The 26,028-nt window shown below is 64.8% G+C and carries 25 protein-coding genes; 19 read left to right on the plus strand and 6 right to left on the minus strand.

Annotated features, from left to right (window positions below; genetic code table 11):
• Positions 1 to 9: 9 nt before the first annotated feature.
• Positions 10 to 2,967 carry a putative bifunctional diguanylate cyclase/phosphodiesterase gene (locus AWB72_RS09910; RefSeq protein WP_040052039.1) on the plus strand — a complete coding sequence of 986 codons (2,958 nt, stop codon included), beginning with the start codon at positions 10 to 12 and terminating at the stop codon, positions 2,965 to 2,967.
• A 6-nt stretch (positions 2,968 to 2,973) separates the two neighbouring features.
• Here AWB72_RS09910 and AWB72_RS09915 read toward each other — a convergent pair whose 3' ends face one another.
• A complete protein-coding gene (locus tag AWB72_RS09915) occupies positions 2,974 to 3,183 on the minus strand; it encodes a hypothetical protein (protein WP_040052040.1) in 210 nt (69 codons plus the stop codon).
• A gap of 199 nt (positions 3,184 to 3,382) precedes the next feature.
• On the opposite strand from AWB72_RS09915, the gene hutU reads away from it, so the two are divergent.
• Together hutU and hutI are read left to right on the plus strand one after the other, a co-directional pair.
• On the plus strand, positions 3,383 to 5,056 hold the full coding sequence (hutU, locus tag AWB72_RS09920; RefSeq protein WP_040052041.1) for a urocanate hydratase: 1,674 nt from the start codon (positions 3,383 to 3,385) through the stop codon (positions 5,054 to 5,056).
• Positions 5,053 to 6,273 carry an imidazolonepropionase gene (gene hutI / locus AWB72_RS09925; protein WP_040052042.1) on the plus strand — a complete coding sequence of 407 codons (1,221 nt, stop codon included), beginning with the start codon at positions 5,053 to 5,055 and terminating at the stop codon, positions 6,271 to 6,273. Before hutU ends, hutI begins: the two co-directional genes overlap by 4 nt.
• A gap of 49 nt (positions 6,274 to 6,322) precedes the next feature.
• On the opposite strand, the gene AWB72_RS09930 is transcribed toward hutI, so the two are convergent.
• Positions 6,323 to 6,577 (minus strand): GlsB/YeaQ/YmgE family stress response membrane protein, encoded by a 255-nt coding sequence (locus tag AWB72_RS09930; RefSeq protein WP_040052043.1) that lies wholly within the window; start codon positions 6,575 to 6,577, stop codon positions 6,323 to 6,325.
• A gap of 223 nt (positions 6,578 to 6,800) precedes the next feature.
• On the opposite strand from AWB72_RS09930, the gene AWB72_RS09935 reads away from it, so the two are divergent.
• Entirely contained in the window at positions 6,801 to 7,289 is a 489-nt protein-coding gene (locus tag AWB72_RS09935; protein WP_040052044.1) for a hypothetical protein, read from the plus strand.
• An 88-nt stretch (positions 7,290 to 7,377) separates the two neighbouring features.
• Here the strand turns inward: AWB72_RS09935 and AWB72_RS09940 are convergent, their stop codons facing one another.
• A complete protein-coding gene (locus tag AWB72_RS09940) occupies positions 7,378 to 9,213 on the minus strand; it encodes an OmpA family protein (RefSeq protein WP_087128057.1) in 1,836 nt (611 codons plus the stop codon).
• 564 nt (positions 9,214 to 9,777) lie between these two features.
• Here AWB72_RS09940 and AWB72_RS09945 point away from each other — a divergent pair.
• The gene (locus AWB72_RS09945) at positions 9,778 to 10,074 is read left to right on the plus strand and encodes a YciI-like protein (protein ID WP_040052321.1); all 297 of its coding nucleotides are present in this window, start codon (positions 9,778 to 9,780) and stop codon (positions 10,072 to 10,074) included.
• 5 nt (positions 10,075 to 10,079) lie between these two features.
• On the opposite strand, the gene AWB72_RS09950 is transcribed toward AWB72_RS09945, so the two are convergent.
• From AWB72_RS09950 to AWB72_RS28850, 3 genes are all read right to left on the minus strand, one after another.
• Positions 10,080 to 11,063 carry a LysR family transcriptional regulator gene (locus tag AWB72_RS09950; protein WP_040052046.1) on the minus strand — a complete coding sequence of 328 codons (984 nt, stop codon included), beginning with the start codon at positions 11,061 to 11,063 and terminating at the stop codon, positions 10,080 to 10,082.
• A gap of 132 nt (positions 11,064 to 11,195) precedes the next feature.
• Positions 11,196 to 12,461 (minus strand): mechanosensitive ion channel family protein, encoded by a 1,266-nt coding sequence (locus tag AWB72_RS09955; protein ID WP_040052047.1) that lies wholly within the window; start codon positions 12,459 to 12,461, stop codon positions 11,196 to 11,198.
• On the minus strand, positions 12,458 to 12,601 hold the full coding sequence (locus tag AWB72_RS28850; RefSeq protein WP_159459353.1) for a hypothetical protein: 144 nt from the start codon (positions 12,599 to 12,601) through the stop codon (positions 12,458 to 12,460). The genes AWB72_RS09955 and AWB72_RS28850 overlap by 4 nt, the downstream gene beginning before the upstream one ends.
• Before the next feature lie 38 nt (positions 12,602 to 12,639).
• On the opposite strand from AWB72_RS28850, the gene AWB72_RS09960 reads away from it, so the two are divergent.
• The 14 genes from AWB72_RS09960 (at position 12,640) to AWB72_RS10025 (ending at position 25,961) form a co-directional block, all read left to right on the plus strand.
• Positions 12,640 to 13,593, plus strand: coding sequence for a MurR/RpiR family transcriptional regulator (locus AWB72_RS09960; protein WP_040052048.1), 954 nt, complete (start codon positions 12,640 to 12,642; stop codon positions 13,591 to 13,593).
• On the plus strand, positions 13,590 to 14,558 hold the full coding sequence (locus AWB72_RS09965) for an isoaspartyl peptidase/L-asparaginase family protein (RefSeq protein WP_040052049.1): 969 nt from the start codon (positions 13,590 to 13,592) through the stop codon (positions 14,556 to 14,558). The genes AWB72_RS09960 and AWB72_RS09965 overlap by 4 nt, the downstream gene beginning before the upstream one ends.
• Positions 14,559 to 14,572: 14 nt before the next feature.
• Positions 14,573 to 16,456, plus strand: coding sequence for a dipeptide ABC transporter ATP-binding protein (locus AWB72_RS09970; protein WP_374728886.1), 1,884 nt, complete (start codon positions 14,573 to 14,575; stop codon positions 16,454 to 16,456).
• Between the two features lie 52 nt (positions 16,457 to 16,508).
• Positions 16,509 to 18,065, plus strand: coding sequence for a glutathione ABC transporter substrate-binding protein GsiB (gene gsiB / locus AWB72_RS09975; protein ID WP_040052051.1), 1,557 nt, complete (start codon positions 16,509 to 16,511; stop codon positions 18,063 to 18,065).
• A 21-nt stretch (positions 18,066 to 18,086) separates the two neighbouring features.
• On the plus strand, positions 18,087 to 19,007 hold the full coding sequence (gene gsiC / locus AWB72_RS09980; RefSeq protein WP_040052052.1) for a glutathione ABC transporter permease GsiC: 921 nt from the start codon (positions 18,087 to 18,089) through the stop codon (positions 19,005 to 19,007).
• Positions 19,008 to 19,014: 7 nt separating this feature from the next.
• Positions 19,015 to 19,905: a glutathione ABC transporter permease GsiD gene (gene gsiD, locus AWB72_RS09985; protein WP_040052053.1), complete on the plus strand. Its 891-nt coding sequence runs from the start codon at positions 19,015 to 19,017 to the stop codon at positions 19,903 to 19,905.
• 23 nt (positions 19,906 to 19,928) lie between these two features.
• Entirely contained in the window at positions 19,929 to 20,927 is a 999-nt protein-coding gene (locus AWB72_RS09990; protein ID WP_374728890.1) for a DmpA family aminopeptidase, read from the plus strand.
• Complete coding sequence (locus AWB72_RS09995; RefSeq protein ID WP_040052055.1) at positions 20,924 to 21,757, plus strand: M55 family metallopeptidase; 834 nt, start codon at positions 20,924 to 20,926, stop codon at positions 21,755 to 21,757. The genes AWB72_RS09990 and AWB72_RS09995 overlap by 4 nt, the downstream gene beginning before the upstream one ends.
• Positions 21,758 to 21,808: 51 nt before the next feature.
• Positions 21,809 to 22,036, plus strand: a complete 228-nt coding sequence (locus AWB72_RS10000) for a hypothetical protein (RefSeq protein ID WP_040052056.1) — start codon at positions 21,809 to 21,811, stop codon at positions 22,034 to 22,036.
• 9 nt (positions 22,037 to 22,045) lie between these two features.
• On the plus strand, positions 22,046 to 22,423 hold the full coding sequence (crcB, locus tag AWB72_RS10005; RefSeq protein WP_040052057.1) for a fluoride efflux transporter CrcB: 378 nt from the start codon (positions 22,046 to 22,048) through the stop codon (positions 22,421 to 22,423).
• Positions 22,424 to 22,550: 127 nt separating this feature from the next.
• A complete protein-coding gene (locus AWB72_RS10010) occupies positions 22,551 to 23,024 on the plus strand; it encodes a GNAT family N-acetyltransferase (RefSeq protein ID WP_040052322.1) in 474 nt (157 codons plus the stop codon).
• A 131-nt stretch (positions 23,025 to 23,155) separates the two neighbouring features.
• Positions 23,156 to 24,703: a histidine ammonia-lyase gene (hutH, locus tag AWB72_RS10015; RefSeq protein WP_040052058.1), complete on the plus strand. Its 1,548-nt coding sequence runs from the start codon at positions 23,156 to 23,158 to the stop codon at positions 24,701 to 24,703.
• Complete coding sequence (hutC, locus tag AWB72_RS10020; protein ID WP_040052059.1) at positions 24,700 to 25,395, plus strand: histidine utilization transcriptional repressor HutC; 696 nt, start codon at positions 24,700 to 24,702, stop codon at positions 25,393 to 25,395. Before hutH ends, hutC begins: the two co-directional genes overlap by 4 nt.
• Complete coding sequence (locus tag AWB72_RS10025) at positions 25,395 to 25,961, plus strand: HutD/Ves family protein (RefSeq protein ID WP_040052060.1); 567 nt, start codon at positions 25,395 to 25,397, stop codon at positions 25,959 to 25,961. The genes hutC and AWB72_RS10025 overlap by 1 nt, the downstream gene beginning before the upstream one ends.
• The last annotated feature ends 67 nt before the right edge of the window (positions 25,962 to 26,028 follow it).

The raw sequence follows: 26,028 nt of genomic DNA on the forward strand, positions 1-26,028 counted from the left end.
TGTCCACATATGGCGTCGGTGATTCCAGCTTCCTTCTCGAGATTCAGGCGATCCGGCTCGTGGATCGACGACGCCCTGTACGTGGTCGCGGTCTACGCCGTGCCCGTCCTGATCGCCATCGGCACCCTCGCCACGCTCTATTTCCTGCCGCGGCAGTACGAATCGCACGGCGCCGTGCCGCTTCAACTGCGCGTGATCGTCGATGCCGGCGAGCGGCTGAGTCCCGCCGATGCGCTCGAAAAACTGCGTGGCGCGTCGCCCGTCACGAGTTACGGCACGCGGCTTTCCGAGGAGCCCATCTGGTTCGCGTTCACCGCGCCCCGTCTGGGGGGCGATCTGTCGACCGCGATCGAATTACCTTCGCGTCACGCGCAAACGGTTGCTTGCTGGGATGCAGCCACTTTGAAGCCGATCGGCAGCGCTGACCGCGACGGCGCGAGCGGCGCGATGCATCCGATCAAGGCCGGATTTTTCGTGCAGGCGGGGCACCTGGCGGGGCCTGAAACCATGCTCTGCCGCGGCACGTTTTCCGGTCCGGCGCAGGTCACCGTGCTCGCGTGGGACTGGCAGGGACTGCGCCGATCCGCGCTCGACTTTCAGGAAAGCTCCGGGCTGATCGCGGGCGGTCTGCTGACGCTCGCCGTCTTCGTGTTCGTCACGGCGATCATCAATCGGGAATGGACGTATGTGATCTTCGCGGTGTGGCTCGTCGGCAATCTGCGCCTGTGCGCGAACGCGATGGGCTGGGACATGCAATGGCTCGGCCGCGTGCTGCCGTCGGAATTTCTCCAGCCGCTGCGCCAGATCACGTTCGCCGTCTACTATCTGCTGACGGCCGCGCTCTTCACGCATCTGTTTCGGCGCGAGCTTCGCGTCGTCGGTTACCGATGGCTGCTGCGCGTCGTTCAGTACGTCGGCGTCGTGCTGCTGGCGGCGGCGCTCGTGCTGCCTTACGCGCTTTTCGTGCCGACGCTGTGGGTCATCGCCGGTTTCGGCATTTGCGTGCTGCTGTTCTTTCTCGCGCGGCTCGTCTGGATCACGCGCTCGCGCACGGTGCTGTGGTACGTCGGCTCGCTGACCGTGGTGCTGTTCGCGACGTTCTCGGAAGTGCTCGGCGCGGCGTTCGGCGTGAAGGCGCTGCTCGGCGGCGTCAACACGGTGATGGCCGCGTTGTCGTCGAGCATGATGGCCGCGTTCGCCATCGCCGAACAGATGCGCGCCGAACGCGACTTCCGCCGTCAGGCGCAAATGGAATTGCGCAACACCTACGAGGTGACGCCCATCGGCCTCTTCACGCTCGACGAAGACGGCCACTTCGTGCGCGCCAATCCCGCCTTGCGCGCGATGCTCGATCTGCAAAAGTCCGAGTACAAACTGCGCCATTGGCACGATTACTTCGAAGCCGGCGCGTGGGGCGCGTTGCAGGCGCTGGCGTCGAAGGGCAGCGACGGCGAGCTGGAAATGAGCGGCTCGGTGGAACGCGGCACCGGCGAGCGCCGATATCTGTTGAAGGCGATCCGCTCGAACGGATGGATCGAAGGCTCGCTTCAGGACACGACCGAGCGCTCGAAAGCGGTCGAGCGGCTGCGCTTTCTCGCGGAGCACGATCCGCTGACGGGCTCGCTGAACCGGCGCGGCGTGGAGAAGACGATCGCGTTGCAGAGCGAGGAATCGCTGCCGTGGGCGCTCGCGTATGTGGACCTCGACCGCTTCAAGCTCGTCAACGATCTCTTCGGCCACCGCGCGGGCGACGAAGTGCTGCGCCAGGTCGCGGCGCGCACGCGGGCGCACTTCGCGCGCAGCTATCCGGTCGGGCGCATCGGCGGCGACGAGTTCGTCTGCGTGATGAACGACACGCCGATCGACGACGCCATCGCGCAATGCCGCGAGCTGATCTCCATTCTGAGCGATGCGCCGTATCAGGTCGGCAGCCGCGCGTTCCAGGTGAAGGCGTCGATCGGACTCGTCGAGTGCTCGCCGGGCGTGCGCGTCGCCGATGCGCTTTCGCATGCGGACCGCGCGTGTCGCGAGGCGAAGAAGGTCGCGCACACGCACCTCGTCACGTATCGAAAGGGCGCGGCCGCGTTCGAAGAGCGCGCGGAGGAACTGAGGCTCGTCGAGACGCTCGGCGGCAATCGGCTGCCTGCGGGGCTTTTCCTCGTGATGCAGCCGATCATGTCGCTCAAGAAGCCGAACGAATCGCTTAATTTCGAAGTGTTGTTGCGCATGCGCGCGCCCGACGGCACGACGCTGCCCGCCGGCAAGGTGATCGTCGCGGCGGAGGAATCGGGCAATATCGCGACCATCGACCGCTGGGTGATTTCGACGCTGCTCGAATGGATCGAGGCGCATCGCGATCAGTTGCGCAACACGCAGTTCGTCTGCGTCAACCTCTCGGGCGGCTCGCTCAACGACGAGCAGTTCATGGAGGACATCTTCGCGCTCTTCGCGCGGCATCGGTCGGTCGTGCCGTACTTGTGTCTGGAAATCACGGAAAGCGTCGCGCTGCACGATCTCGAAAATACGCAGCGCTTCATCGCGCGCGTGCACGAGATGGGCGGCAAGATCGCGCTCGACGACTTCGGCGCGGGCTACACGTCGTTCAAGTATCTGAAGGCGCTTTCCGCCGATGCGCTCAAGATCGACGGCGAATTCGTGCGCTCGATGTGCACGCATCCGGCGAATATCGCGATCGTCGAGGCGATCGTCGCGCTGGCACGCAATCTCGGCATGCAAAGCGTGGCGGAATGGGTCGAGGACGCCGACACGCTGCGCGCGCTGCGGGAAATCGGCGTGGATCATGTGCAGGGTTTCGTGATCGCGCGCCCGCAGGACAGCTCGGCGATTCTCGCGGCGCGCTCGGCCGCGAGCTTCGTGAGCGATCCGGACGTGGCGAGCTTCGTCCAGTCTCTGTCCGATCCGGCGCCGGCGATCGCGGTCGACTTCGAACGGCGCGCCCGCGCGTGACGCGGCTTACGCTGCGTTCATCCCGTTCAGGATTTTTCCCGCCGCGATGGGAAGGCGCGCGTCGTCCCATTGCGCCAGCCATTGAATCTCCTTGCGCGTGAAAAAGCCGGGATGGTTGCGCAACGCGTATTGAAGCGCATCGACGACGTGATCGCGAATGATTTGCGGCGAGGTGTCGTCGTTGACGATGGCGTGCAGGGCTTCCAGTGTGCTCATGTGTTTTGCGTCTTGATGGGCTGCCATCGAAATTAACCATCCAAAAAGCGCAAAAAATAAAACGCGTGATGTCTAGACAAGACATGCATGCGGTCGAGCGATGCGCCACAAGGAAAGCCTCGGGAATTCCCCAATACAACGCGACTTGTATATACAAGAACATGAGGCGCATTCCACGAACCGATGCGCAGGAGCCACCGTGACCTCATCTTCCCGTTTCCGCGATACCGAGATTCGCGCGCCGCGCGGCAATCAGCTGAACGCAAAAAGCTGGCTGACCGAAGCGCCGCTGCGCATGCTGATGAACAATCTCGATCCGGACGTCGCCGAGAATCCGAACGAACTCGTCGTCTACGGCGGCATCGGGCGCGCGGCGCGCGACTGGGCGTGCTACGACAAGATCGTCGAAACGCTCAAGCGTCTGGAAGCCGACGAGACGCTGCTGATTCAGTCGGGCAAGCCGGTCGGCGTCTTCCGGACGCACGAAAACGCGCCGCGCGTGTTGATCGCCAATTCGAATCTCGTGCCGCACTGGGCGAACTGGGAGCATTTCAACGAACTGGACGCCAAGGGCCTCGCGATGTACGGCCAGATGACCGCCGGAAGCTGGATCTACATCGGCAGCCAGGGCATCGTGCAGGGCACGTACGAAACGTTCGTCGAAGCGGGGCGGCAGCATTACGGCGGCGACTTGAAAGGGCGCTGGGTGCTGACGGCCGGGCTCGGCGGCATGGGCGGCGCGCAGCCGCTCGCCGCGACGCTCGCGGGCGCGTGTTCGCTGAATATCGAATGCCAGCAGAGCCGCATCGACTTCCGGCTGAAGACGCGTTATGTCGACGAACAAGCCAGCGATCTCGACGACGCCCTCGCGCGCATTCAGCGCCACACGTCGGCGGGACGCGCGGTGTCGGTCGCGCTGTGCGCCAACGCGGCGGACGTGTTGCCCGAGCTGGTGAGGCGCGGCGTGCGTCCGGACATGGTCACCGACCAGACGAGCGCGCACGATCCGCTCAACGGTTATCTGCCGAAAGGCTGGACATGGGCGCAATATCGCGACCGCGCGCAGAGCGATCCGGCGGGCACGGTGAAGGCCGCGAAGCAGTCGATGGCCGCGCACGTCCGCGCGATGCTCGCTTTCCGCGGACAAGGCGTGCCGACTTTCGACTACGGCAACAACATTCGTCAGATGGCGAAGGAAGAGGGCGTCGATAACGCGTTCGACTTCCCCGGCTTCGTACCGGCGTATATCCGGCCGCTCTTTTGCCGTGGCGTCGGGCCGTTCCGCTGGGCGGCGCTGTCGGGCAATCCGGACGACATTTACAAGACCGACACGAAAGTGAAGGAACTGATCGCGGATGACGCGCATCTGCATCGCTGGCTCGACATGGCGCGCGAACGCATCCAGTTTCAAGGGCTGCCGGCGCGCATCTGCTGGGTCGGGCTTGGACAGCGCGCGAAGCTCGGCCTCGCGTTCAACGAGATGGTGCGCAACGGCGAGTTGTCGGCGCCGGTCGTGATCGGCCGCGATCATCTGGATTCGGGTTCCGTCGCGAGTCCGAATCGCGAAACGGAAGCGATGAAGGACGGCTCCGACGCCGTCTCTGACTGGCCGCTGCTGAACGCGCTGCTCAACACGGCGAGCGGTGCGACGTGGGTATCGATTCACCACGGCGGCGGCGTCGGCATGGGCTTCTCGCAGCACGCGGGCGTGGTGATCGTATGCGATGGCAGCCGCGAAGCGGACGCGCGCATCGCCCGCGTGCTGCACAACGATCCGGCCACCGGCGTCATGCGCCATGCCGATGCGGGCTACGACATCGCCATCGACTGCGCGCGCGAACAGGGCCTCGACCTGCCGATGATCACGCGATGAAAAAGCTCTGGCACCACTGCCACGCCGCCACGATGACAGGCGGCCGGTATTCGATCATCGAGGATGCGGCGATCGTGACGGACGGCGCGCGCATCGAGTGGATCGGGCCGCGCGCCGATGCGCCGCCGCGTTTCGACGGCGAGCGCATCGACCTGAACGGCGCGTGGGTGACGCCCGGCCTGATCGATTGCCACACGCATCTCGTGTTCGGCGGCGATCGCAGCGGCGAGTTCGAGGCGCGTCTGCAAGGCGCGAGCTACGCGGAGATCGCGGCGCGTGGCGGCGGTATCGCGAGCACCGTGCGGGCCACGCGCGAGGCGAGCGAGGACGCGTTGTTCGAAACGGCGAAGGGGCGCGCCATCGGCTTGATGCGCGAAGGCGTGACCGCGCTGGAAGTGAAATCGGGCTACGGGCTGGATATCGAGAACGAGCGCAAGATGCTGCGCGTGGCGCGGCGTCTTGCCGACGCGCTGCCGTTGACCGTGCGCACGACGTGCCTCGCGGCGCACGCGTTGCCGCCCGAATTCGCGGGCCGCGCGGACGATTACATCGCGCATGTTTGCGATCGGATATTGCCGGCGCTCGTCGACGAAAATCTCGTCGACGCCGTCGATGCCTTCTGCGAGCATCTCGCGTTCTCGCCGCAACAAGTCGAGCAGGTGTTTCGGACTGCGCGCGAATTCGGCCTGCCGGTCAAGCTGCACGCGGAGCAGTTGTCGTCGCTGCATGGATCGGCGCTGGCGGCGCGACATCACGCGTTGTCGGCGGATCATCTCGAATATATGACGGAAGACGACGCCATCGCGATGGCGCGAGCCGGCACTGTCGCCGTCCTGCTGCCCGGCGCGTTCTACATGTTGCGCGAGACGCAAGCGCCGCCTGTCGATCTGCTGCGCCGGCATGGCGTTCCGATCGCGCTTGCAAGCGACCTGAACCCGGGCACGTCGCCGGCGCTCTCGCTGCGCATGATGCTCAACATGGGCTGCACGCTCTTTCGCCTGACGCCGGAAGAAGCGCTCGCGGGCGTCACGATTCACGCGGCACGAGCGCTCGGCTTGCGCGAGACGCGCGGATCGCTGGAAGCGGGCAAGGCGGCGGACTTCGTCGCATGGCGAATGGATCGCCCCGCCGAACTCGCCTATTGGCTGGGCGGCGTGTTGCCGAATCGCATCGTGCGAAGCGGCGAGGAAGTCGTGTTGCCGTCAACGGAGCGATGACACGCACACGACGCCTCGCCGGCACGACGCAGCGTTACGTTGCGCTACGTTAAGCGCGGCGGCCGCGCACCATTCCATAGATGACGAGCAGGATGATCGCGCCGACGACCGAGGCGATCCATCCCGCTGGCTGACCCGGCTGATACCAGCCGAGCGCGCGGCCGACGTAACCCGCGATCAGCGAGCCGGCGATGCCGAGCACGATGGTCATGATCCAGCCCATGCTGTCGTCGCCCGGCTTGATGGCGCGCGCGATCAGACCGACGACGAGTCCGACGATCAAAGTACCGATGAATGCAAGCATGCGGTTGCTCCTTGACTAGGTTTGCTGCTTATTGGCGAATGCTGCCGGAGCGTCTCTCCGGCAATTTCAAAGTAGCACGAGCAGCCCGCTTTGGGTATGACACGCGAGCCCGCGTGCAGCTAGGCCGTTCGGCCAAGCGTTCTAGCACGTGGAGTGCCACGCGCGATCAGCAAGGTAGAATTCGTTGCATTGCTTTAGATCGCAGAACAAGCACTGCAACGCTATGACCGACTCAGAATTCCCCTCGACCGACGACGCCATCCACGAAGACCGCCTCTGGCGCGATGACGGCTGGACCGCTCGCGTGATCAAGAACGAGGACGACGACGGCTGGGCCGTCGAGATGATTCAGACGGGCGAGGCCGAACCCGCGCTCGTCGGCCCGTGGACGATGGGCCGCGACAAGAAGAACCCCAAGCCGCTCGATTCCGCCGCGTTTCGCACGCTGGTGAAGACGGCATCCGAAGTATTGCGGCGCCACGAGCAGCAGCGCCACGCAATGCTGCACAAGAACGTGACGATCGACGTGGGCGGCGAGGACGTCACGGTGACGCTGGACATCGTTCCGGACGACGACGATCCCTACGCCGACCTCAAGGCCTTCGATCCGTTCGGCGCGCAGCTCGCGCACGTGCGCGTGTCGCCCGCGTTCAAGCTCACCAAGGCGAGCGCCGAGCGATGGGCCGAGAACGACTTCGCCAAACCCAATTGACGCTTCAAAGCCGAGCGTCGTGCAAACAAAAAATGCCGTCGCGCAAAAAACGCGACGGCATTTCTTTCTGGCGAGTGACTCAGCCGCTCTATTTCACGACGAATTCGATTCGACGATTCGCAAAACGTCCGCTCTCGGTTTCATTGTCGGCGACCGGGTTGGCGTCGCCATAACCGGTTGCCGTGAGCGACTCGGGCGGCACGCCGTTCTTGACCAGGAAGGCCCGAATGGCCGAGGCGCGCTCCTTCGACATTTCCATCTTGGCCGGCGCGGTGCCGGTGCCGTCCGAATAACCGGCGACATCGAGCTTCACCATCGAGCCCTTCGCCGCGCAGTTCTTCAGCAGTTGCGCGGTTTCGCCGAGCGTTGCGTAGGCGCCTTGCGGCACCGTGGCGCTCGAGCGCGCGAAGTTGACCACCTGCAGGTCCAGCACCTTCGTGAGCTTGTCGCCGGAGCAGGCGTCGTCGGAGGCGAGCAGCGACTTCATCGCGCCGCGAAACGACTGCGTTGCGCTGGCGACGGCGTTGTCCACATCGAAGGAACTGACCTGGAACATGCCGCCGAGCGCGTTCTTCAGGCGCTCGCTCCAGCCGAGCTTCGCGTCGGCGGCGGCGCCGCTCAGTTCCACCTTCGAGCCGGTCAGTTTCGCTTCGGCACCCGGCACCGCCATCAGCGGCGTGAGGTCCTTCAGACGCGAAAGCCACGTAGCCGGACGCGTCGCGGGAATCACCGAAACGTTCGCGCTATAGCCGTTGCTGAAACGGCGGTTGAGCGCGTCGATCAAATGCTGCTTTTCGGCGTCCGTGCCGACGGTAGCCTGCACGGAGGGAACGCCGCCCTCGCTGACGTTGAACACGAGGCGCGCATCTTTCCAGTCCGCGGTCGATGCCGTCGTTGCAGCTGATGAGGCCGGCGCGGCGCTCGATGCCGGTTCGGTGCTCGACGCCGAAGCGGGCGCGGAAGCCTGGACAGGCGCCGATGCGCCGTCGTTGAAACCCGCAACCGGCGCCGCCTGGCCGACGGTCGTGACCGGCGTGCTGACGCTCGAATTGAGATCGACGCTGTCTTTGTGCGTGAAGCCGCGGTAATAGACGAGCGCGAGGATGGCCGCGAGCGCCGCGAACAGCAGCCAGACCCATTTGTTCGAACGCTTCGGCGCGGGCTGGCGCGGACGCGCGCGCATGGGTGCTTGGGTGGCCACAGCCGGCACAGGCTGAATAGCGGGCGGCGGCATGACCGGAGCGACACGTTGTGGCGCGTTCGCCGGCGCATAACCGCCGACGGCGGCAGCCGGAGAAGCCGCGACCGCTGCTTCTTCCGGCGCTTCCAGCATGGAACCGACGGAGTCGAGCCGCGCGCCGATGCTGCTCACGAAACCATCGACGTTGCCGAGTCCGAGCGCGCCCGCGACGCCATGCGAGAGCGAAGCGCGCATCTCGCCGATCTGGTCGCGCAACACGCCCGGCAGATTGAACACCGTCGCCTGCGCAAGCAGGAAGTGATGCTTGAGAATGCCGAACAGCACGGCGGCCAGCATGCCCGAGAGCGCCGACGTCGCCTGCACGGGCACGCCGGTTTCCGCCGACACGGCGTCCGTCAGGGCGTCGATGCGCTGGCCCGTGGCGCGCGCGGCGAGCGAATGACCGGAGGCTTCTAGATGCTTGAGGCCCGCCGTCGTCGTGATGACGTTCCCTAACTGTTCGACGACGAACGCGTTCGCCTCGGGCGACATGATGACGGAATACACGGACCGCGCGCCGTCAGCGATTGCCGAGCGATCCATGATCGACGCCACTAGCCCGGGAGCCGCCCGCGCGGCCAGTTGCTGCACGATCTGCGCGGGAATGCCGAACTTCTGCGACAGCTGTTCCGCGATCTCGCTCGAGATCGCGAGCTTGACCGCGTGAACCAGATTAATACTCATCGACTGCTATCCTTTTACTGAGACGCCAGACGCGGGCGCAATGACGCGTGCATTCTATATGTGCAGGTATCCTGAAAAGACGCGTGCATATTTCTTTACACAAGTGCCGTCTGCGCGCCACTCGATCGAGGATGGCGCGGCATGCGCTTGACAGCGCCCGTGTCAGTGCGGGCGCGAAGAATCCGAGAACAGGCGGGCGAAGCGCCGGGCGGCTGCTGCGAGCCAGCACGGCTCGATGCGGTTTTCCGCGCTGCAGGCCGGGCGTTCTGCGAGTGACACCACGGAGCGTGGCGGAATGAACCTGCGATACGATGCGTCGAGCGGCGACGTCCAGGCGCACGAGCGGCAATCGTGCTTCGCGCAGGTATTGCAGGGAGGTTGATCGCGATACATGGAAAGGTCCAGATTCGGGTACCTGTGCATCATGTGCGATTCTGTAACGATTGACGATCAGACGGTTCCGAAGGACTCCGAGAACTGCCGTGAAAAGCGGCAAGAAACACTCGGATAGCCATTCGGCCGATGGATGAGCGAAACAGATGGCGAAACAATAAGGAGATGCAAATGCACTATTTATTGATCTACGAACTGGCTTCCGACTATCTGGAGCGCCGGGCGCAATTCCGCGACGAACACCTGAAGCTGGCGTGGAGCGCCGTCGAACGCGGCGATATCGTGCTTGCGGGCGCGCTGGACAGCCCCGCCGACCGCGCGATGCTGCTCTTCGAGGGCGATTCTCCCGCCGCCGCCGAGGCGTTCGCGAAAGCCGATCCGTATGTGACGAACAAGCTCGTCGAACGCTGGGAAGTGCGCAAATGGAACACGGTGGTGGGCGAGGACGCCGCCACGCCCGTCCGCTAGACGCGTCACGCGCCGGCGGTTTCTTCCGAGCGCTGGTCGTCGGAGCGCCGCCGCGCTGCGCGGTAGAGACTCGTGAGCGTATCGTCGACTTGCTGCGAACGCTCGAACAGCGCAGCGAGCCAGTCGACGAAAGCCGAGACGCGCGGCGTCGCCTGCCGGCTCTTCAGAAACGCAACCGACACCTTCAGCGGCGGCGATTTCCACTCCGGCAGCACTTCCCGCAGTTGCCCCGAGCGCAAGTACGGCTGCGCCGCGATCCGCAGCGGCTGAATCAGCCCGAGACCTTCGAGACCGCACGCCAGATACGCGTGCTCGTCGGCGACCTGCACGAAGCCGCGCATGCTCATCGTGTAGGGCTTGCCGTTCACGTCGAATTCGAAGTCGGCGGGGCGGCCGCTTTTCTCGGGCAGGCAGTTCACCGCGACGTGCCGCGCAAGCTCGTCGAGACTCGCGGGCGTGCCGTGCTTGTCCAGATACGCGGGGCTCGCGCACGTGACCTGTTCCAGCATCCCGAGCCGCCGCGCGATCAGCCCGGAATCCGGCAGTTCGCCGAGCTGCACGCTGCAATCCACCCCTTCGCCGACGAGATCGACGTTACGCATGCCGATACCGATCGACAGCTCGATCTGCGGATAGCGCGCGTGAAACTCCGGCAGCGCGGGCACGACGATCGACGTCGCCACCGCATCCGGCATCTCGACGCGCAGCCGTCCGCGCAGCCGCTCTTCGCCCGCGGCGAAGCCGGAGTCGAGCTCGTCGATGTCGGCGAGAATCTGCGCGCAGCGCTCGTAATAGGCGGCGCCGTCGACGGTGAGATTGAGACGCCGCGTCGTGCGTGCGAGCAGTTGCACGCCGACGAGCGCTTCGAGTTGTTGCACGGTCGTCGAAACACTCGCGCGCGGCATGCCGAGCGATTCGGCGGCGCGCGTGAAGCTGTTCGTATCGACGACACGCGTAAAGACACGCATGGCATGGACGCGATCGATCACGATGAGTTTTCCTTGTTCCCGATGACTGGCGATGCGCAGGGCGCACCGGCGATGACATCATCGTAAGGACCGGACCGGCATCCGTGAATACACAAAAATCGACGATTCTTGCCTGATTCTTCCGCGTGGAAATCAGAGCGTCGGCATTTCGCCGCGCAGCCGTCCGGCGACGCCCGAGAAGTCCGTGCCCGAAGGCGCCTGATAAAGCCGCAGGCCCATTTCGGGAAGAATGGACAGCAGATGGTCGAACACGTCGCCCTGAATGCGCTCGTATTGCGTCCACGCGGTGGTCGCGGTGAAGCAGTAGACCTCGATCGGAATGCCTTGCGAATCAGGCTCCAGCATGCGGACCATGATCGCCATGTCCTGCCTTATCTCCGGATGATGCTGAAGGTACGCGAGCCCGTACGCGCGGAACGTGCCGATGTTTGTCAGCCGCCGACGATTCGCCGGCTCGGCGGCCAGTTCGCCCAGATTGCGGTTGGCCTGTTCCACTTCCGTCTGTTTCTGTTCGAGATAATCGTGCAGCAGGCGAAAGCGCAGCATGCGCTCGGTCTCTTCATCGGTGAGAAAACGCACGCATTGCGCGTCGATGCGCATCGTCCGCTTGATGCGCCTTCCGCCCGATTCGAACATGTGCCGATAGTTGCGATAGCTCTCCGAAAAGAGCTTGTACGTGGGCACCGTCGTGACGGTGTTGTCCCAGTTCTGCACCTTGACCGTATGCAGTGCGATGTCCTTCACCGCGCCGTCGGCGAGCGCTTGCGGCATCTCGATCCAGTCGCCGATGCGCAGCATGTCGTTCGACGTGAGCTGCGTGCTCGCGACGAGCGACAGCAGCGTGTCCTTGAACACGAGCAGCAGCACGGCGGACAGCGCGCCTAAGCCGGAGAGCATCCAGAGCGGCGAGCGGTCGATGAGAATCGACAGCACCAGCACACCGCACACCAGCGCGAGCGCAAGCTTGCCGATCTGGATATAGCCCTTGATCGAGCGCGTCTGCGCTTCCTTGCTCGCGGCATAGACGTCCTGCCAGGCCGAAAGCGCGCTGCCTGTCGCGAGAAACACGCAGATCCACGCGGCGCCGTGCGCGATGCGTTCGATTGGAACCGCCCATCGCCCGATATGCGGCACTTCTCCGATGCCGAGCGCGACCACGGCAAAAGGCGCCGCGTACCAGAGCCGGTGATACGCGCGATGCCGGATGAACGCCTGATCCCACGCCGAGTGCCCGGCGAGCACGAGCAGCCGGTGCGCGATGCGCAGCAGCACGCGCGCGATGATCCACTGCACGAACTCCGCGACGATGACGAGCGCGGCCAGTCCCACGATGAATTGCGCCCACGGCTGCGTGGGAAGATGCTGCGAAACGGCGCCGGGAAGAAAGTCGAAGTTCATGCGTGGATGTGAGCGCGGAAAACGATGCGTCCCGTATTGTGCATGAAGGTGCGGCGAGCAATGGGCGCGGCGCGCGGCGTTATCGAAAACCCCAGTTCGATGAAAATGAATTTTTTTCGGCGGCGGTTTTGGGTAAACATGCTTTCATTGCGACTTCCGACGAGCGTGCCGCCGCGTCATGTCCCGCCGTTCCCCGGTCCTACCGCCGATCAGCGCCGATGAATCGATTTCGGCGCGCATCGCCGCCGCCATGCCGATGCTCACGCCGATTCATCAGCGCATGGGCGCGTTCGTGACGGCCAATCTGTTTCGCTCGGCGACGATGCGCATCGACGAATTCGCCGCTGCGGTCGGCGCGTCGATCGCGACGGCGAACCGCTTCGCGCGGGCGCTCGGCTTCTCGGGCTATCCGGCGTTCCGCGATGCGCTCGTGCGCGGCTTCGAAGCGACCATCGCGCCGGTCGAACGGCTGCGCTCGTCGGTTCAGACGCCCGCGAACGGCGCACAGGTGTTCGAGGCGTCGCTGGATCAGGCGGCGTCGAACGTGCGGCTCGCGCAGACATCGGTCGATGCCGCGAAGGCCGACGCGCTCGTCGACGCCATTCTCAACGCGCAGCGCGTGTTCGTGCTCGGCTACGGCGCGAGCGCGTTTCTCGCGGGCCTGATGGAGCACGGCCTCACGCCGTATTGCGCGAACGTGCAGTCGCTGGCACTGGGCGGCGGGCCGTCGCATGCGGCGCGGCGGCTCTTCACCGCGACGCGCGATGATCTGCTCGTCGCGATTGCGTTTCCGCGTTATGTCGACGACACCATCACGCTCGCGCGACAGGCTCGCGAACATGGCGTGCGCGTCGTCGCGCTGACCGACAGCGCCGCGTCGCCGCTCGTGCGCTTTGCGGATCTCGTGCTCACGATCCGCGCCGAACGCAGGCTCGCCGCGAATTGCGATACGGCCGTGCTCGCGGTCATCGAAGCGCTGTGCGATGCGGTTGCGCATCGCGCGAAACGGTCGGTGGAAGCGGCGTCCGGGCTCGCGGAATTCGTGCTGCCGTGGCTCGCCGCGCCGTCCGCCGTGCATGGCGCGAGCGCATCTTCCAAACGACAACTTCAAACGGAGCCGCGCGAAACATGAGCGCCATTCCAGTCATCGCCATTCACGGCGGCGCGGGAACCATCCTGCGCTCGGCCATGAACCCCGAGACCGAAGCGCGCTATCACGCGGCGCTGGCCGACGTGCTGCGCGCGGGCGAACGCATTCTCGCCGATGGCGGCAGCGCGCTCGATGCCGTCACCGAAGCCGTGCGCCTGCTCGAAGACTGTCCGCTTTTCAACGCGGGCCACGGCGCGGTGTTCACGGCGGCGGGCACGCATGAACTCGACGCATCGATCATGGACGGCGCGACGCTGGACGCCGGCGCGATCAGCTGCGTGACGCGCCTGAAGAACCCGGTGCTGACCGCGCGCCGCGTGCTGGACGTGAGCGAGCACGTGATGTTCACCGGCGAAGGCGCGGAAGCGTTCGCGCTGGAACATGGACTCGATTTCGTGGAGCCGTCGTACTTTCATACCGATGCGCGCTATCAGCAATGGCTGAAGGCGCGCGGCACGTCGCGCACGCTGCTGGATCACGATGCGGCGTCGCAGGCGGCGGGCGAAGACGATGTGATCGATCCGACAAAGAAGTTCGGCACGGTGGGCGCCGTGGCGCTCGATGCGAACGGTCATCTGGCCGCCGCGACATCGACGGGCGGCGTCACGAACAAGCAGGCCGGGCGCGTAGGCGATGCACCGCTGATCGGCGCGGGCTGTTATGCGAACGATGCGACCTGCGCCGTTTCGACGACCGGCACGGGCGAGATGTTCATCCGCATGCTCGCTGCTTACGACGTGTCCGCGCAGATGGAGTATCGCGGGCTGACGCTGGAAGACGCCGCGCGCGATGTCGTGATGAACAAGCTGCCGCGCATCGAGGGACGCGGCGGTCTCGTCGCCGTCGATGGGAAGGGCAACGTCACGCTGCCGTTCAATACGGAGGGCATGTATCGCGGCTACGCGCGCGTGGGTGAACAACCCGTCACGGCGATCTACCGCTCATGACCACGACGCCTAACATGCCTGATTCACGCGTGATCGACGTGCGCGATCTGTCGGTCACGTTCCGATCGCGCTCGCGGACCGTCGAAGCCGTGCGCGGCATCTCGTTCGCGGTGGACCGCGGCGAGACGCTCGCGATCGTCGGCGAATCGGGATCGGGCAAGTCGGTGACCTCGCTTGCGCTGATGCGACTCGTCGAGCACGGCGGCGGCGCGATCGCGTCGGGCAGCATCGCGTTCCGGCGACGCAACGGGAACGTGCTCGATCTTGCGCGCGCGTCGTCCGCGACGATGCGAACCGTGCGCGGCGCGGACATCGCGATGATCTTTCAGGAGCCGATGACATCGCTCAATCCGGTCTTCACCGTGGGCGATCAGATTGCGGAAGCCATCTCCCTGCATCAGGGCAAGAGCCATTCGGAAGCGCGTCAGGAAGTCTTGCGTCTGCTCGACCTCGTGCGCATTCCCGAAGCGCGACGCGTGTTCGCGCGCTATCCGCATCAGCTTTCCGGCGGCATGCGTCAGCGCGTGATGATCGCGATGGCGCTTTCATGCAAGCCCGCGCTTCTGATCGCCGACGAGCCGACGACCGCGCTCGACGTGACCATTCAGGCGCAGATCCTGCAACTCGTGCGCGGCCTGCAGGATGAAATGAACATGGGCGTGATCTTCATCACGCACGACATGGGCGTGGTTGCCGAAGTGGCGGATCGCGTGCTCGTGATGTATCGCGGGGAGAAGGTGGAGGAAGCGGCGTCCGATGATGTATTTCGGACGCCGAAGCATCCGTACACGCGCGCGCTGCTCGCCGCCGTGCCGACGCTCGGCGCGATGCAGGGCACCGATCGTCCCGCGAAGTTCCCGATCGTCGAAGTCGAGCCGGTGGATGCCGCGCCCGACGATGCGAGCGCGCTGCGGCCATCGGCGGCGGTGGAGCATCAGGTGCAGCCGGCCGTCGACGAAAGCAGTCCGCCCATTCTGCGCGTGCGCGATCTCGTCACGCGCTTTCCCGTGAAAACCGGGCTTTTCGGTCGCACGACCGCCGCGGTCCATGCGGTCGAACGCGTGAGCTTCGACTTGCGCCAGGGCGAAACGCTCGCGCTCGTCGGCGAATCCGGCTGCGGAAAATCGACGACGGGACGTTCGCTATTGAGGCTCGTCGAAAGCCAGAGCGGTTCCATCGAATTCGACGGACGCGACATCAGCGCATTGCACGGTCCCGAATTGCAGGCTTTGCGCCGCAATATCCAGTTCATTTTTCAGGACCCGTTCGCCTCGCTGAATCCGCGTCTCACGGTCGGATTCTCGGTGATGGAGCCGCTGCTCGTGCATGGCGTCGCGAGCGGAAAGGAAGCGCAGGCGCGCGTCGACTGGCTGCTCGATAAAGTCGGTTTGCCGCCGGAAGCCGCGCAGCGTTATCCGCATGAATTCTCCGGCGGACAGAGGCAGCGCATCGCGATTGCGCGAGCGCTTGCGTTGAATCCGAAGGTCGTCATCGCCGATGAATCCGTCTCCGCGCTCGATGTCTCCGTGCGCGCGCAGATCGTCAATCTCATGCTCGATCTGCAGCGCGAACTGGGCGTCGCGTATCTGTTCATCTCGCATGACATGGCGGTGGTGGAGCGCGTGAGCCATCGCGTCGCGGTGATGTATCTCGGGCAGATCGTCGAGATCGGGCCGCGCGCCGCCGTGTTCGAAGCGCCGCGTCATCCGTACACGAGAAAGCTGATGAGCGCGGTGCCCATTGCCGATCCCGCGCGCCGTCATGCGAAGCGCATGCTTGCCGCTGATGAGATTCCGAGCCCCATACGCAAGCTCGGCGACGAGCCGATCGTCGCGAAGCTCGTCGCGGTCGGACCGGATCATTACGTCGCCGAACATCATGTCGGCGGGGCTTATTAGGTTTTCCAGAAGCACATCGTAGCGAACCATAAATCAAGCAAAGGAGTTCACGATGCCGTCCTCTCGTCCCTTCAACCTCCGTACGCTCGTCGCCGCGAGCGCAGTCGCTTCGATCGTCGCGCTCGGTCCGGTGACCGCGCATGCGCAAAGCACCGCGGTCATGGCGGTCGCCTCGACCTTCACGACGCTCGATCCCTACGATGCCAACGACACGCTCTCGCAAGCCGTGGCGAAGTCGTTTTATCAAGGGCTCTTCGGCTTCGACAAGGACATGAAGATTCAGAACGTGCTCGCGACGAGCTACGAAGCGAGTCCCGACGCGAAGGTCTACACGATCCATCTGCGCCAGGGCGTGAAGTTCCACGACGGTACCGACTTCAATGCGCAAGCGGTGAAGGCGTCGCTGGATCGCGTGATCGATCCTGCGAACAAGCTGAAGCGCTATAACCTGTTCAACAAGATCGACAAGACCGAAGTGATCGATCCGTACACGGTCAGGATCACGCTGAAGATTCCGTTCTCCGCGTTCATCAACGTGCTTGCGCATCCGTCGGCGGTGATGATGTCGCCGGCCGCGATCCAGAAGTACGGCAAGGACATCGCGTTTCATCCGGTCGGCACGGGACCGTTCGAGTTCGTGGAATGGAAGCAGACCGACGATCTGAAGGTCAAGAAGTTCGCGGGCTACTGGAAGAAGGGCTACCCGAAGATCGACATGATCGACTGGAAGCCGGTCGTCGATAACAACACGCGCGCTGCGCTCATGCAGACGGGCGAAGCGGACTTCGCGTTCCAGGTTCCGTTCGAGCAGGCCGCCGCGCTCAAGACGAGCCCGAAGGTCGATCTGATCGCAGCGCCTTCCATCATTCAGCGCTACATCAGCATGAACATGAACCAGAAGCCCTTCGACAACCCGAAGGTGCGCGAAGCGCTCAACTACGCGATCAACAAGGAAGCGCTCGTGAAGGTCGCGTTCGCGGGCTACGCGGTGCCGTCCGAAGGCGTCGTTCCGCCGGGCGTGGACTATGCGACGAAGCTGGGTCCGTGGAAGTACGATCCGGCGAAAGCGCGCGAGTTGCTGAAGGAAGCGGGCTATCCGAACGGTTTCGAAACGACGCTATGGTCCGGCTACAACTACACGACGGCGCAGAAGATCATCCAGTTCGTGCAGCAGCAGCTCGCGCAAGTGGGCGTGAAGGCGTCGGTCGAGGCGCTCGAAGCGGGGCAGCGCGTGCAGCGTGTGGATAGCGCGCCCGATCCGGCCACGGCGCCCGTGCGCATGTATTACATCGGCTGGTCGTCGTCGACGGGCGAAGCGGACTGGGCGATATCGCCGCTGCTCGGCAGTTCGTCGATGCCGCCGAAGCTCGCGAATACGGCTTACTACAAGAACGATAACGTCGATGCCGACTTGCAGAAGGCGCTCGCCACCACCGACCGCACCGAGAAAGCCGCGCTCTATGCCGACGCGCAAAAGCGCATCTGGGCCGATGCGCCGTGGATCTTCCTCGTCACGGAGAAAGTGGTTTATGCGCGAAGCAAGCGGCTGTCCGGCGCGTACGTGATGCCCGACGGTTCGTTCAATTTCGACGAAATCGCTCTCAAGTAACCGTTAACGCCGTCCGACACGATGCTCAACTTTCTCGCGAAACGTCTGCTCGGTCTGCTGCCGACGCTCTTCATCGTCGCGGTGCTGGTCTTTCTGTTCGTTCACCTGTTGCCCGGCGATCCCGCGCGTCTTGCGGCGGGCGCCGAAGCGGACGAGGCAACGGTGGCGCTCGTGCGTGCCGATCTCGGTCTCGACAAGCCCTTGCCGCAGCAACTGGTGAACTTCTTCAGCAAGGTCGTGCATTTCGACTTCGGCATGTCGACGCGCAGCAAGCGGCCCGTCAGCACGGAAATCGCGGAACGCTTCATGCCGACGCTATGGCTCACGCTCGCCAGCATGGCGTGGGCCGTGGTGTTCGGCATGGCGATCGGCATCGTGTCGGCGGTGTGGCGCAACAAGTGGCCGGATCGCATCGGCATGACGCTCGCGGTGTCGGGCATATCGTTTCCGGCGTTCGCGCTCGGCATGCTGCTCATCGAGATCTTTTCGGTGAAGCTCGGCTGGCTGCCTATCGTCGGCGACGGCACGTGGCAAAGCTATGTGCTTCCGTCGCTCACGCTCGGCGCGGCGGTGGCCGCCGTCATGGCGCGCTTCACGCGGGCATCGTTCGTCGAAGTGCTGGGCGAGGACTTCGTGCGCACCGCGCGCGCGAAGGGCGTTCATGAGCCGATGGTCATCGTCAAGCACTGTCTGCGCAACGCGATGATTCCCGTCGTCACGATGATGGGCCTGCAATTCGGCTTTCTGCTCGGCGGCTCTATCGTCGTGGAGAAGGTATTCAACTGGCCGGGGCTCGGACGCCTGCTCGTGGATGCCGTCGAGATGCGCGACTATCCGGTGATTCAGGCGGAAGTGCTGCTGTTTTCGCTGGAGTTCATCGTCATCAATCTGGTGGTGGACGTGCTGTATGCGGTCATCAACCCGACCATCCGATTCAAGTGAGGACCGCATGAGCGTGACCGCCCCCATCGCGAAGAACGCACAGCAGGAAGTCCGCACGCCGTGGAGCGAGTTCTGGCGCAAGTTCAGGCAGCAGCACGTCGCGCTGATCGCGGCGGTGTTCGTGCTGCTGCTCGTGGTGATCGCGATCATCGCGCCGTATATCGCGCCTTACGATCCCGAGAACTACTTCGACTACGATGCGCTCAACGCGGGGCCATCCGCTGCGCACTGGTTCGGCGTCGATTCGCTGGGCCGCGATATCCTGAGCCGCATTCTCGTCGGCAGCCGCATCTCGTTGACGGCGGGGCTGGTGAGCGTCGTGATCGGCGCGATCATCGGCACGTTCTTCGGCCTGCTCGCCGGGTATTACGAAGGCCGGTGGGATCGCATCGTCATGCGCATATCCGACGTGCTGTTCGCGTTTCCCGGCATCCTGCTCGCTATCGGCGTGGTCGCCATTCTCGGCAACGGCATGGTGAACGTGGTGTTCGCGGTTGCCATTTTCAGCATTCCCGCGTTCGCGCGGCTCGTGCGCGGCAACACGCTCGCGCTCAAACATCTCACGTACATCGAAGCGGCGCGCAGCATCGGCGCGTCGGACTGGACCATCATCGTGCGGCACATTCTGCCGGGCACGATATCGTCGGTGGTCGTGTACTTCACGATGCGCATCGGCACGTCGATCATCACGGCGGCGAGCCTGTCGTTCCTCGGTCTTGGCGCGCAGCCGCCGACGCCCGAATGGGGCGCGATGCTCAACGAAGCGCGCGCCGACATGACGATGGCCCCGCACGTCGCCATCTTCCCGAGCCTCGCGATCTTCCTGACGGTGCTCGCGTTCAATCTGCTGGGCGACGGCTTGCGCGACGCGCTCGATCCGAAGCTCGACCGCCCGTGAAAAGCGCGCCGCATATCGGTTCGATGGAGGCGGGCGCGCGCGGCAGTATCGCGGATGTCGCGGGCGTGAGCGTCGGGCATTGCACGTTGAATGACGGCGACGTGCAGACCGGCGTGACCGTCGTGCGTCCGCATGATGGCGACGTGTATCGCAACAAGGTGCCCGCCGCGTCGTGCGTGATCAACGGCTTCGGCAAGAGCACCGGTCTCGTTCAGGTCGATGAACTCGGCGTGCTCGAAACGCCTATCGCGCTGACCAATACGTTCGGTGTCGGTACGGTGGCGAATGCGCAAACTCATTCGGCATGCGAAATAAATCCGATGATCGGGCGTGATAGGCCCAGCGTGAATCCGCTCGTTTTCGAATGCAACGACGGTTATCTCAACGACATGCAGGCGTTCGCCGTGCAAGAGGCGCATTACCGCGATGCGCTCGCCGCCTGTTCGCAGGACTTCGCACGCGGCGCAGTCGGCGCGGGACGCGGGATGTCGTGCTTCGAGCTGAAGGGCGGAATCGGCACGGCATCGCGCATCGCGCATATCGAAGGGCGCACGTATGTCACGGGTGCGCTCGTGCTCGCCAACTTCGGTCGCCTGCCGCAACTCACTATCGCGGGCGATCACGTTGGACGCCGCCTTCATGCAGCGAAGCAAACGAAGATCGCGCCCGAGCAAGGCTCGATCATCATGCTGATCGCCACCGACGCGCCGCTCGATTCGCGCCAGCTTCGCCGCCTCGCGATGCGCGCCGCCGCCGGCCTCGCGCGCACCGGCTCGGTGTATGGCCACGGCAGCGGCGATATCGCGCTGGCGTTCTCGACCGCGTACACCGTCGCGCATAACGCCGCTTTCATCGCGATGCCGCCGCTGCTCGCCGACGCCTTCATCGATCCGCTGTTCCAGGCCGCCGCCGACAGCATCGAACAGGCCATTCTCGATGCGCTTTTCAGCGCGGAAAGCGTGACGGGCCGCGACGGACATCGCCGGATATCGCTAACGGATGCATTGAAGACGCAACCATGAAAGTGCTCATCTCGACGGACATCGAAGGCATCGCGGGCGTCTTTCATCCGGAGCAGACGCGGCCCGGCAACGCGGAGTACGAGCAGGCGCGCCGCTGGATGACGAACGAAGCCAACGCCGCTGCGCAAGGCGCATTCGATGCGGGCGCATCGCAAGTGTTGATCAACGATTCGCACGGCAGCTTTCGCAACCTGTTGCCCGATGCGCTCGATCCACGCGTGCGGATCGTGCTCGGCAAGCCGCGCATGCTCGGCATGATGGCGGGGCTGGAGGCATCGCCGGAACTCGTCTTCATGATCGGCTATCACGCGCGGGCGCAGAGCCTCGGCATCCTCGCGCATACCATCAACAGCTTCGCGTTCGCGAGCGTGACGATCGATGGCGAAGAGGCCGGCGAAGCGGCGCTCTACGGCCGGCTCGCGCAGGAACGCGGCGCGCGCGTCGCGCTGCTCACGGGCGACGACGTCTTCGGCGCCGAAACCTTGCCGGCGTTTCCCGGCGCGCGCTTTCTGTGCGTGAAGACCGCGCACGGCTATTCGAGCGGCGTGACCGAAACGCCCGCCGCCGCGTGCGAAGCCATCCGCCGCGCGGCGCGGGAGGTGGTCGAATCGGCGCTTGCATCGCCGGCGACGAAGCCGCGCGCACCGGACACGCTCATCGAAACGCGCTGCGAAGTGCGCGTGCAAACCACGGCGCTCGCCGATCTCTTCAGCCAGTGGCCGACGCTGGAACGCATCGACGCCGTCACGATCGCGTTCGACGCAGCGAGCGCGGAAGACGTGATCCGCACGCTCAATTGCCTCTCGGCAATGTCGTTCATGTTACGGTGAAAGACCGAACTATCGTTAGAATGCCGATATTGGCTTTCGCAGGCGGCGTACATGCATTACGTGAAGCTGGAACACAACGACGACACCGCGCTCGATCCCGCCGATCCCGAACTCGTGATGCGCGGCTCGCTGTTCATCGACGGCCATGAGGCAGGCTGTTGGGAAGCACGGCGCGACGGCACGTGGGTGGCGCATCTGCGGCATGAGAAAGGATGGATTGTCGAGCAAAGCCGCGTTGCGCTCATCGAGCGGCTCGCCCGCTTTCATTCAGATAACTAAGCTTAATTCATGTACCTGTCGATCATCGCCGTGGGTATCGGCGGCGGCCTCGGTTCGCTGCTCAGATGGGCGCTCGGTCTGCGCCTCAACGCAGTCTTTCCGAACCTGCCGCTCGGCACGTTCACGGCGAACGTCGTCGCGGGATACATCATCGGCGTGGCGGTCGCCTTCTTCGCGCGCTTTCCGGACATCCCGGTCGAATGGCGGCTCTTCGTCATCACCGGATTGATGGGCGGGCTGTCCACGTTCTCGACGTTTTCCTCGGAAGTCGTCGCGCATCTCGAACAGGGGCGGCTCGGCTGGGCGCTTATCGAAATCGCGGCGCACGTGGGCGCGTCGCTCGTGATGACGGCGCTCGGCATCGCGACCGTCGCCGCCGCGAGCTGACTTCGCCACACCTTTTGGCGATTGCCCCGCGCATGTTCCCTACAATTGCCTCCCGCGTCCTCGACGCTCCACACTTCGCTGCGCCTGCAGCGGCTTTATTTTTGACCGCAAGAAGATGGTGAAATACATGCCCGAGTTCCCGCTTATCGAAATCAGACCGTACCGGGCGAGTGATCTCGACGGCGTCATCGAACTGTTTCTGCGCGCGGTGCGCGAGACGGCATCGGCCGATTACAACCAGAAACAGATCGACGTGTGGGCGCAAGCCGACCCGGACGAATGGGCGCTGGCCCGTGCAAGCCGCCCGACGTGGGTCGCGTTCACGGACGGCCAGCTCGCGGGGTTCGCCGATCTGGAGCACACCGGGCTCATCGACATGATGTTCGTGCACCCGGAGCATCAGCGCAAAGGCGTGGCGACGGCGCTGCTCGCGCGCATCGAAGCCGAAGCGGACGAAGCCGGAATTCAGGTCCTGCACACGTACGCCAGCGCGACCGCGCAGCCGTTCTTCGAATATTGCGGCTTCAAGATGCTGCTCGCACGCGCGGTCACGGTGCGCGGCCAGCGCTTCGTGCAGTTCGTCATGGAGAAGATGCTGTGACGCTGACGTCATCTGTATAGACAAGGCGATCCCGACTCCGGGTTTCTTCTCGGTGGATTCCCGGATTTCCTCTTGTTTCGCCGTTTATGCCCGTTTAGACTGGCGTCTGACTTGTATAGACAGGACGAAACATGATTACGCTGACGCCCGGAAAACTCACGCTGCCGCAACTGCGCCGCATCGCGCGCGGCTCCGACTCGCTGCGCCTCGATCCGGCGAGCTTCGACGCCATCGACGCGAGCGCGCGCGCCGTCGCGGCCATCGCCGCCAAGGGCGATCCCGCTTACGGCATCAACACGGGCTTCGGGCGGCTCGCCAACACGCATATTCCCGCTGATCAGCTCGAACTGCTGCAGCGCAACCTGGTGCTGTCGCACGCGGTGGGCGTCGGTGAACCGATGTCCCGGCCGGTGGTGCGACTCTTGATGGCGCTAAAGCTCTCGAGCCTCGGGCGCGGTCATTCCGGCATCCGCCGCGAAGTCATCGACGCGCTCTTCACGCTGTTCAACGCCGACGTGCTGCCGGTCATCCCGGTGAAGGGATCGGTCGGCGCATCGGGCGATCTCGCGCCGCTCGCGCATATGTCGACGGTCCTGCTCGGCATCGGCGAAGTCATGGTGCGCGGCGAACGGGCGAGCGCGCTCGACGGCCTCGCGGTCGCCGGCCTCAAGCCGCTCACGCTGCAGGCGAAGGAAGGGCTGGCGCTTCTGAACGGCACCCAGGCTTCGGCGGCGCTCGCGCTCTACAACCTCTTCGCGATCGAAGACCTGTTTCGCACCGGGCTCGTGGCGGGCGCGCTCTCGGTGGATGCGGCGGCGGGTTCCGTCGTTCCGTTCGATGCGCGCATTCACGAACTGCGCGGGCATCGCGGACAGATGGACGCGGCAGCGGCGTATCGCACGTTGCTCGAAGGCTCGGGCATCAATCTGTCGCATGCGGACTGCGAGAAGGTGCAGGACCCGTACAGCCTGCGCTGCCAGCCGCAGGTGATGGGCGCGTGCCTCGACCAGATGCGCCACGCGGCAGACGTGCTCATGATCGAAGCGAACGCCGTCTCCGACAATCCGCTGATCTTCCCCGATACCGGCGAAGTGCTGTCCGGCGGCAATTTCCACGCGGAGCCGGTTGCGTTCGCCGCCGACAATCTCGCGCTCGCCGCAGCCGAAATCGGCGCGCTGGCCGAGCGCCGCATCGCGCTTCTGATCGACGCGACGCTGTCCGGCCTGCCACCGTTCCTCGTGCGCGATGGCGGCGTGAACTCCGGCTTCATGATCGCGCATGTGACGGCGGCGGCGCTGGCATCGGAGAACAAGACGCTCGCGCATCCCGCTTCCGTCGATTCCTTGCCGACTTCCGCGAATCAGGAAGATCACGTTTCGATGGCCACGTTCGCCGCGCGCAAGCTCGGCGACATCGCGAGCAACACGGCCAACATTCTCGCGATCGAGTTGCTCGCGGCGGCGCAGGGCGTCGATCTGCGCGCGCCGCACAAGACGAGCGCGCGGCTCGCCGAAGTGATGAACACGCTGCGCGGTCGCGTCGCGCATTACGATCTGGATCATTACTTCGCGCCCGATATCGCCGCCATTGCGACGCTCGTTCAGGACGGCGAGATCGCCAAGCACAGCCCGTTCTCGTTTGCATCCGAAGCGGTGGAAGCGGCGGAAGCGAGCGCATGAACACGCCCGCTTATCAGGAAATCAAGGATTACATCCTCGGGCGCATTCACGTCGGCGAGTGGAAAGAGGGCGATCAGGTGCCTTCCGAAAACGAGCTTGCGCGCGAATTCAAGGTCGCACGCATGACGGTGAACCGCGCGCTGCGCGAGCTGACGGCGGAGCAGGTGCTTACGCGCGTGCAGGGCGCGGGCACGTTCGTCGCGCAGCCGAAATACGCGTCGACGCTCGTGGAGATTCGCAGCATTTCCGATGAGATCGTCGCGCGCGAGCATGCCTATCGCGCGGAGGTGCTGCATCTGGGGGCATCCATCGTCGATGAAACGCTCGCCGCCGAAATGCAGCTTGCGCCCGGCAGTCCCGTGTTCCATTCGCGCGTGCTGCACTTCGAGAACGACGAGCCGGTGCAACTCGAGGAGCGCTACGTGAGTCCCGCGCTCGCGCCGGAATACGCGCGGCAGGATTTCACGACGATCACGCCGAATCAATATCTGATGACCGCCGCGCCGCTGCAGCGCGTGGAGTACCGGATCGAGGCGTCGGTGCCGTCGGCGGAAATTCGCCATGCGCTCGCGATGGCCGAACACGAGCCGTGTCTCATGCTGCATCGGCGGACGTGGTCGCGCGACGCGGTGGCGTCGGTCGCCAATCTCTGGCATCCGGGCGACCGCTACCAGTTCACCGGACATTTCTGATGCCGACGATCCTCCGCGCTGCTTCGCTCGTCGACGTCCCTTGGAAGAACGGCGGCGGCGTCACGCGCGAGATCGCGTCGGGTCCGCCGGGCGCGTCGCTGGATGCGTTCGCGTGGCGGCTATCGGTCGCGGATGTATCGGCGGACGGAGCGTTTTCCGCCTTTGCCGGCGTGGACCGCGTGCTCGTGCTGCTCGATGGCGCCGGCATGCGGCTCGCCGAGGCGAGCGGGCGCGTGCATGTGCTCGATCAGCCGCTCGCAATGGCGCGCTTCGCCGGCGAAACGCCGATTCACGCGAGCCTGCTCGACGGCCCGACGCGCGATTTCAACGTGATGGTGCGGCGCGGCCGGGCGCGGGCGTCGGTGGACATTCGGCGCGGCGCGGCGCGCGAGATCGGCGCCGGGCACGACCTCACGTTCGTTCATTGCGTGAGCGGCAGTCTCGCGGTAGATGCGGATGGCACGACGCTCGGCCCCGGCGATACGCTGTGCATTGATCGCGCGGCGTTGCGCGTCGAAGCCGCGGCCGATAGTGCGTGGCTGTACATCGGCATCGACCTGCTTTGACGGCATCGGGTAGACACGACATGAACCTGTTCTTCGCCGCACACGCGGGCCTGCCAGACGGCGCGGC

This window comes from Caballeronia concitans, from assembly GCF_001544615.1.
Classification (GTDB): domain Bacteria; phylum Pseudomonadota; class Gammaproteobacteria; order Burkholderiales; family Burkholderiaceae; genus Caballeronia; species Caballeronia concitans.

Coding starts and splice junctions, on each gene's coding strand:
- AWB72_RS09910 (WP_040052039.1), top strand. CDS start 10: ATGGCGTCGGTGATTCCAGCTTCCTTCTCGAGATTCAGGCGATCCGGC.
- AWB72_RS09915 (WP_040052040.1), bottom strand. CDS start 3,183: ATGAGCACACTGGAAGCCCTGCACGCCATCGTCAACGACGACACCTCG.
- hutI (WP_040052042.1), top strand. CDS start 5,053: ATGAAAAAGCTCTGGCACCACTGCCACGCCGCCACGATGACAGGCGGC.
- AWB72_RS09930 (WP_040052043.1), bottom strand. CDS start 6,577: ATGCTTGCATTCATCGGTACTTTGATCGTCGGACTCGTCGTCGGTCTG.
- AWB72_RS09935 (WP_040052044.1), top strand. CDS start 6,801: ATGACCGACTCAGAATTCCCCTCGACCGACGACGCCATCCACGAAGAC.
- AWB72_RS09940 (WP_087128057.1), bottom strand. CDS start 9,213: ATGAGTATTAATCTGGTTCACGCGGTCAAGCTCGCGATCTCGAGCGAG.
- AWB72_RS09945 (WP_040052321.1), top strand. CDS start 9,778: ATGCACTATTTATTGATCTACGAACTGGCTTCCGACTATCTGGAGCGC.
- AWB72_RS09955 (WP_040052047.1), bottom strand. CDS start 12,461: ATGAACTTCGACTTTCTTCCCGGCGCCGTTTCGCAGCATCTTCCCACG.
- AWB72_RS28850 (WP_159459353.1), bottom strand. CDS start 12,601: ATGTTTACCCAAAACCGCCGCCGAAAAAAATTCATTTTCATCGAACTG.
- AWB72_RS09960 (WP_040052048.1), top strand. CDS start 12,640: ATGTCCCGCCGTTCCCCGGTCCTACCGCCGATCAGCGCCGATGAATCG.
- AWB72_RS09965 (WP_040052049.1), top strand. CDS start 13,590: ATGAGCGCCATTCCAGTCATCGCCATTCACGGCGGCGCGGGAACCATC.
- AWB72_RS09970 (WP_374728886.1), top strand. CDS start 14,573: ATGCCTGATTCACGCGTGATCGACGTGCGCGATCTGTCGGTCACGTTC.
- gsiB (WP_040052051.1), top strand. CDS start 16,509: ATGCCGTCCTCTCGTCCCTTCAACCTCCGTACGCTCGTCGCCGCGAGC.
- gsiC (WP_040052052.1), top strand. CDS start 18,087: ATGCTCAACTTTCTCGCGAAACGTCTGCTCGGTCTGCTGCCGACGCTC.
- gsiD (WP_040052053.1), top strand. CDS start 19,015: ATGAGCGTGACCGCCCCCATCGCGAAGAACGCACAGCAGGAAGTCCGC.
- AWB72_RS09990 (WP_374728890.1), top strand. CDS start 19,929: ATGGAGGCGGGCGCGCGCGGCAGTATCGCGGATGTCGCGGGCGTGAGC.
- AWB72_RS09995 (WP_040052055.1), top strand. CDS start 20,924: ATGAAAGTGCTCATCTCGACGGACATCGAAGGCATCGCGGGCGTCTTT.
- AWB72_RS10000 (WP_040052056.1), top strand. CDS start 21,809: ATGCATTACGTGAAGCTGGAACACAACGACGACACCGCGCTCGATCCC.
- crcB (WP_040052057.1), top strand. CDS start 22,046: ATGTACCTGTCGATCATCGCCGTGGGTATCGGCGGCGGCCTCGGTTCG.
- AWB72_RS10010 (WP_040052322.1), top strand. CDS start 22,551: ATGCCCGAGTTCCCGCTTATCGAAATCAGACCGTACCGGGCGAGTGAT.
- hutH (WP_040052058.1), top strand. CDS start 23,156: ATGATTACGCTGACGCCCGGAAAACTCACGCTGCCGCAACTGCGCCGC.
- hutC (WP_040052059.1), top strand. CDS start 24,700: ATGAACACGCCCGCTTATCAGGAAATCAAGGATTACATCCTCGGGCGC.
- AWB72_RS10025 (WP_040052060.1), top strand. CDS start 25,395: ATGCCGACGATCCTCCGCGCTGCTTCGCTCGTCGACGTCCCTTGGAAG.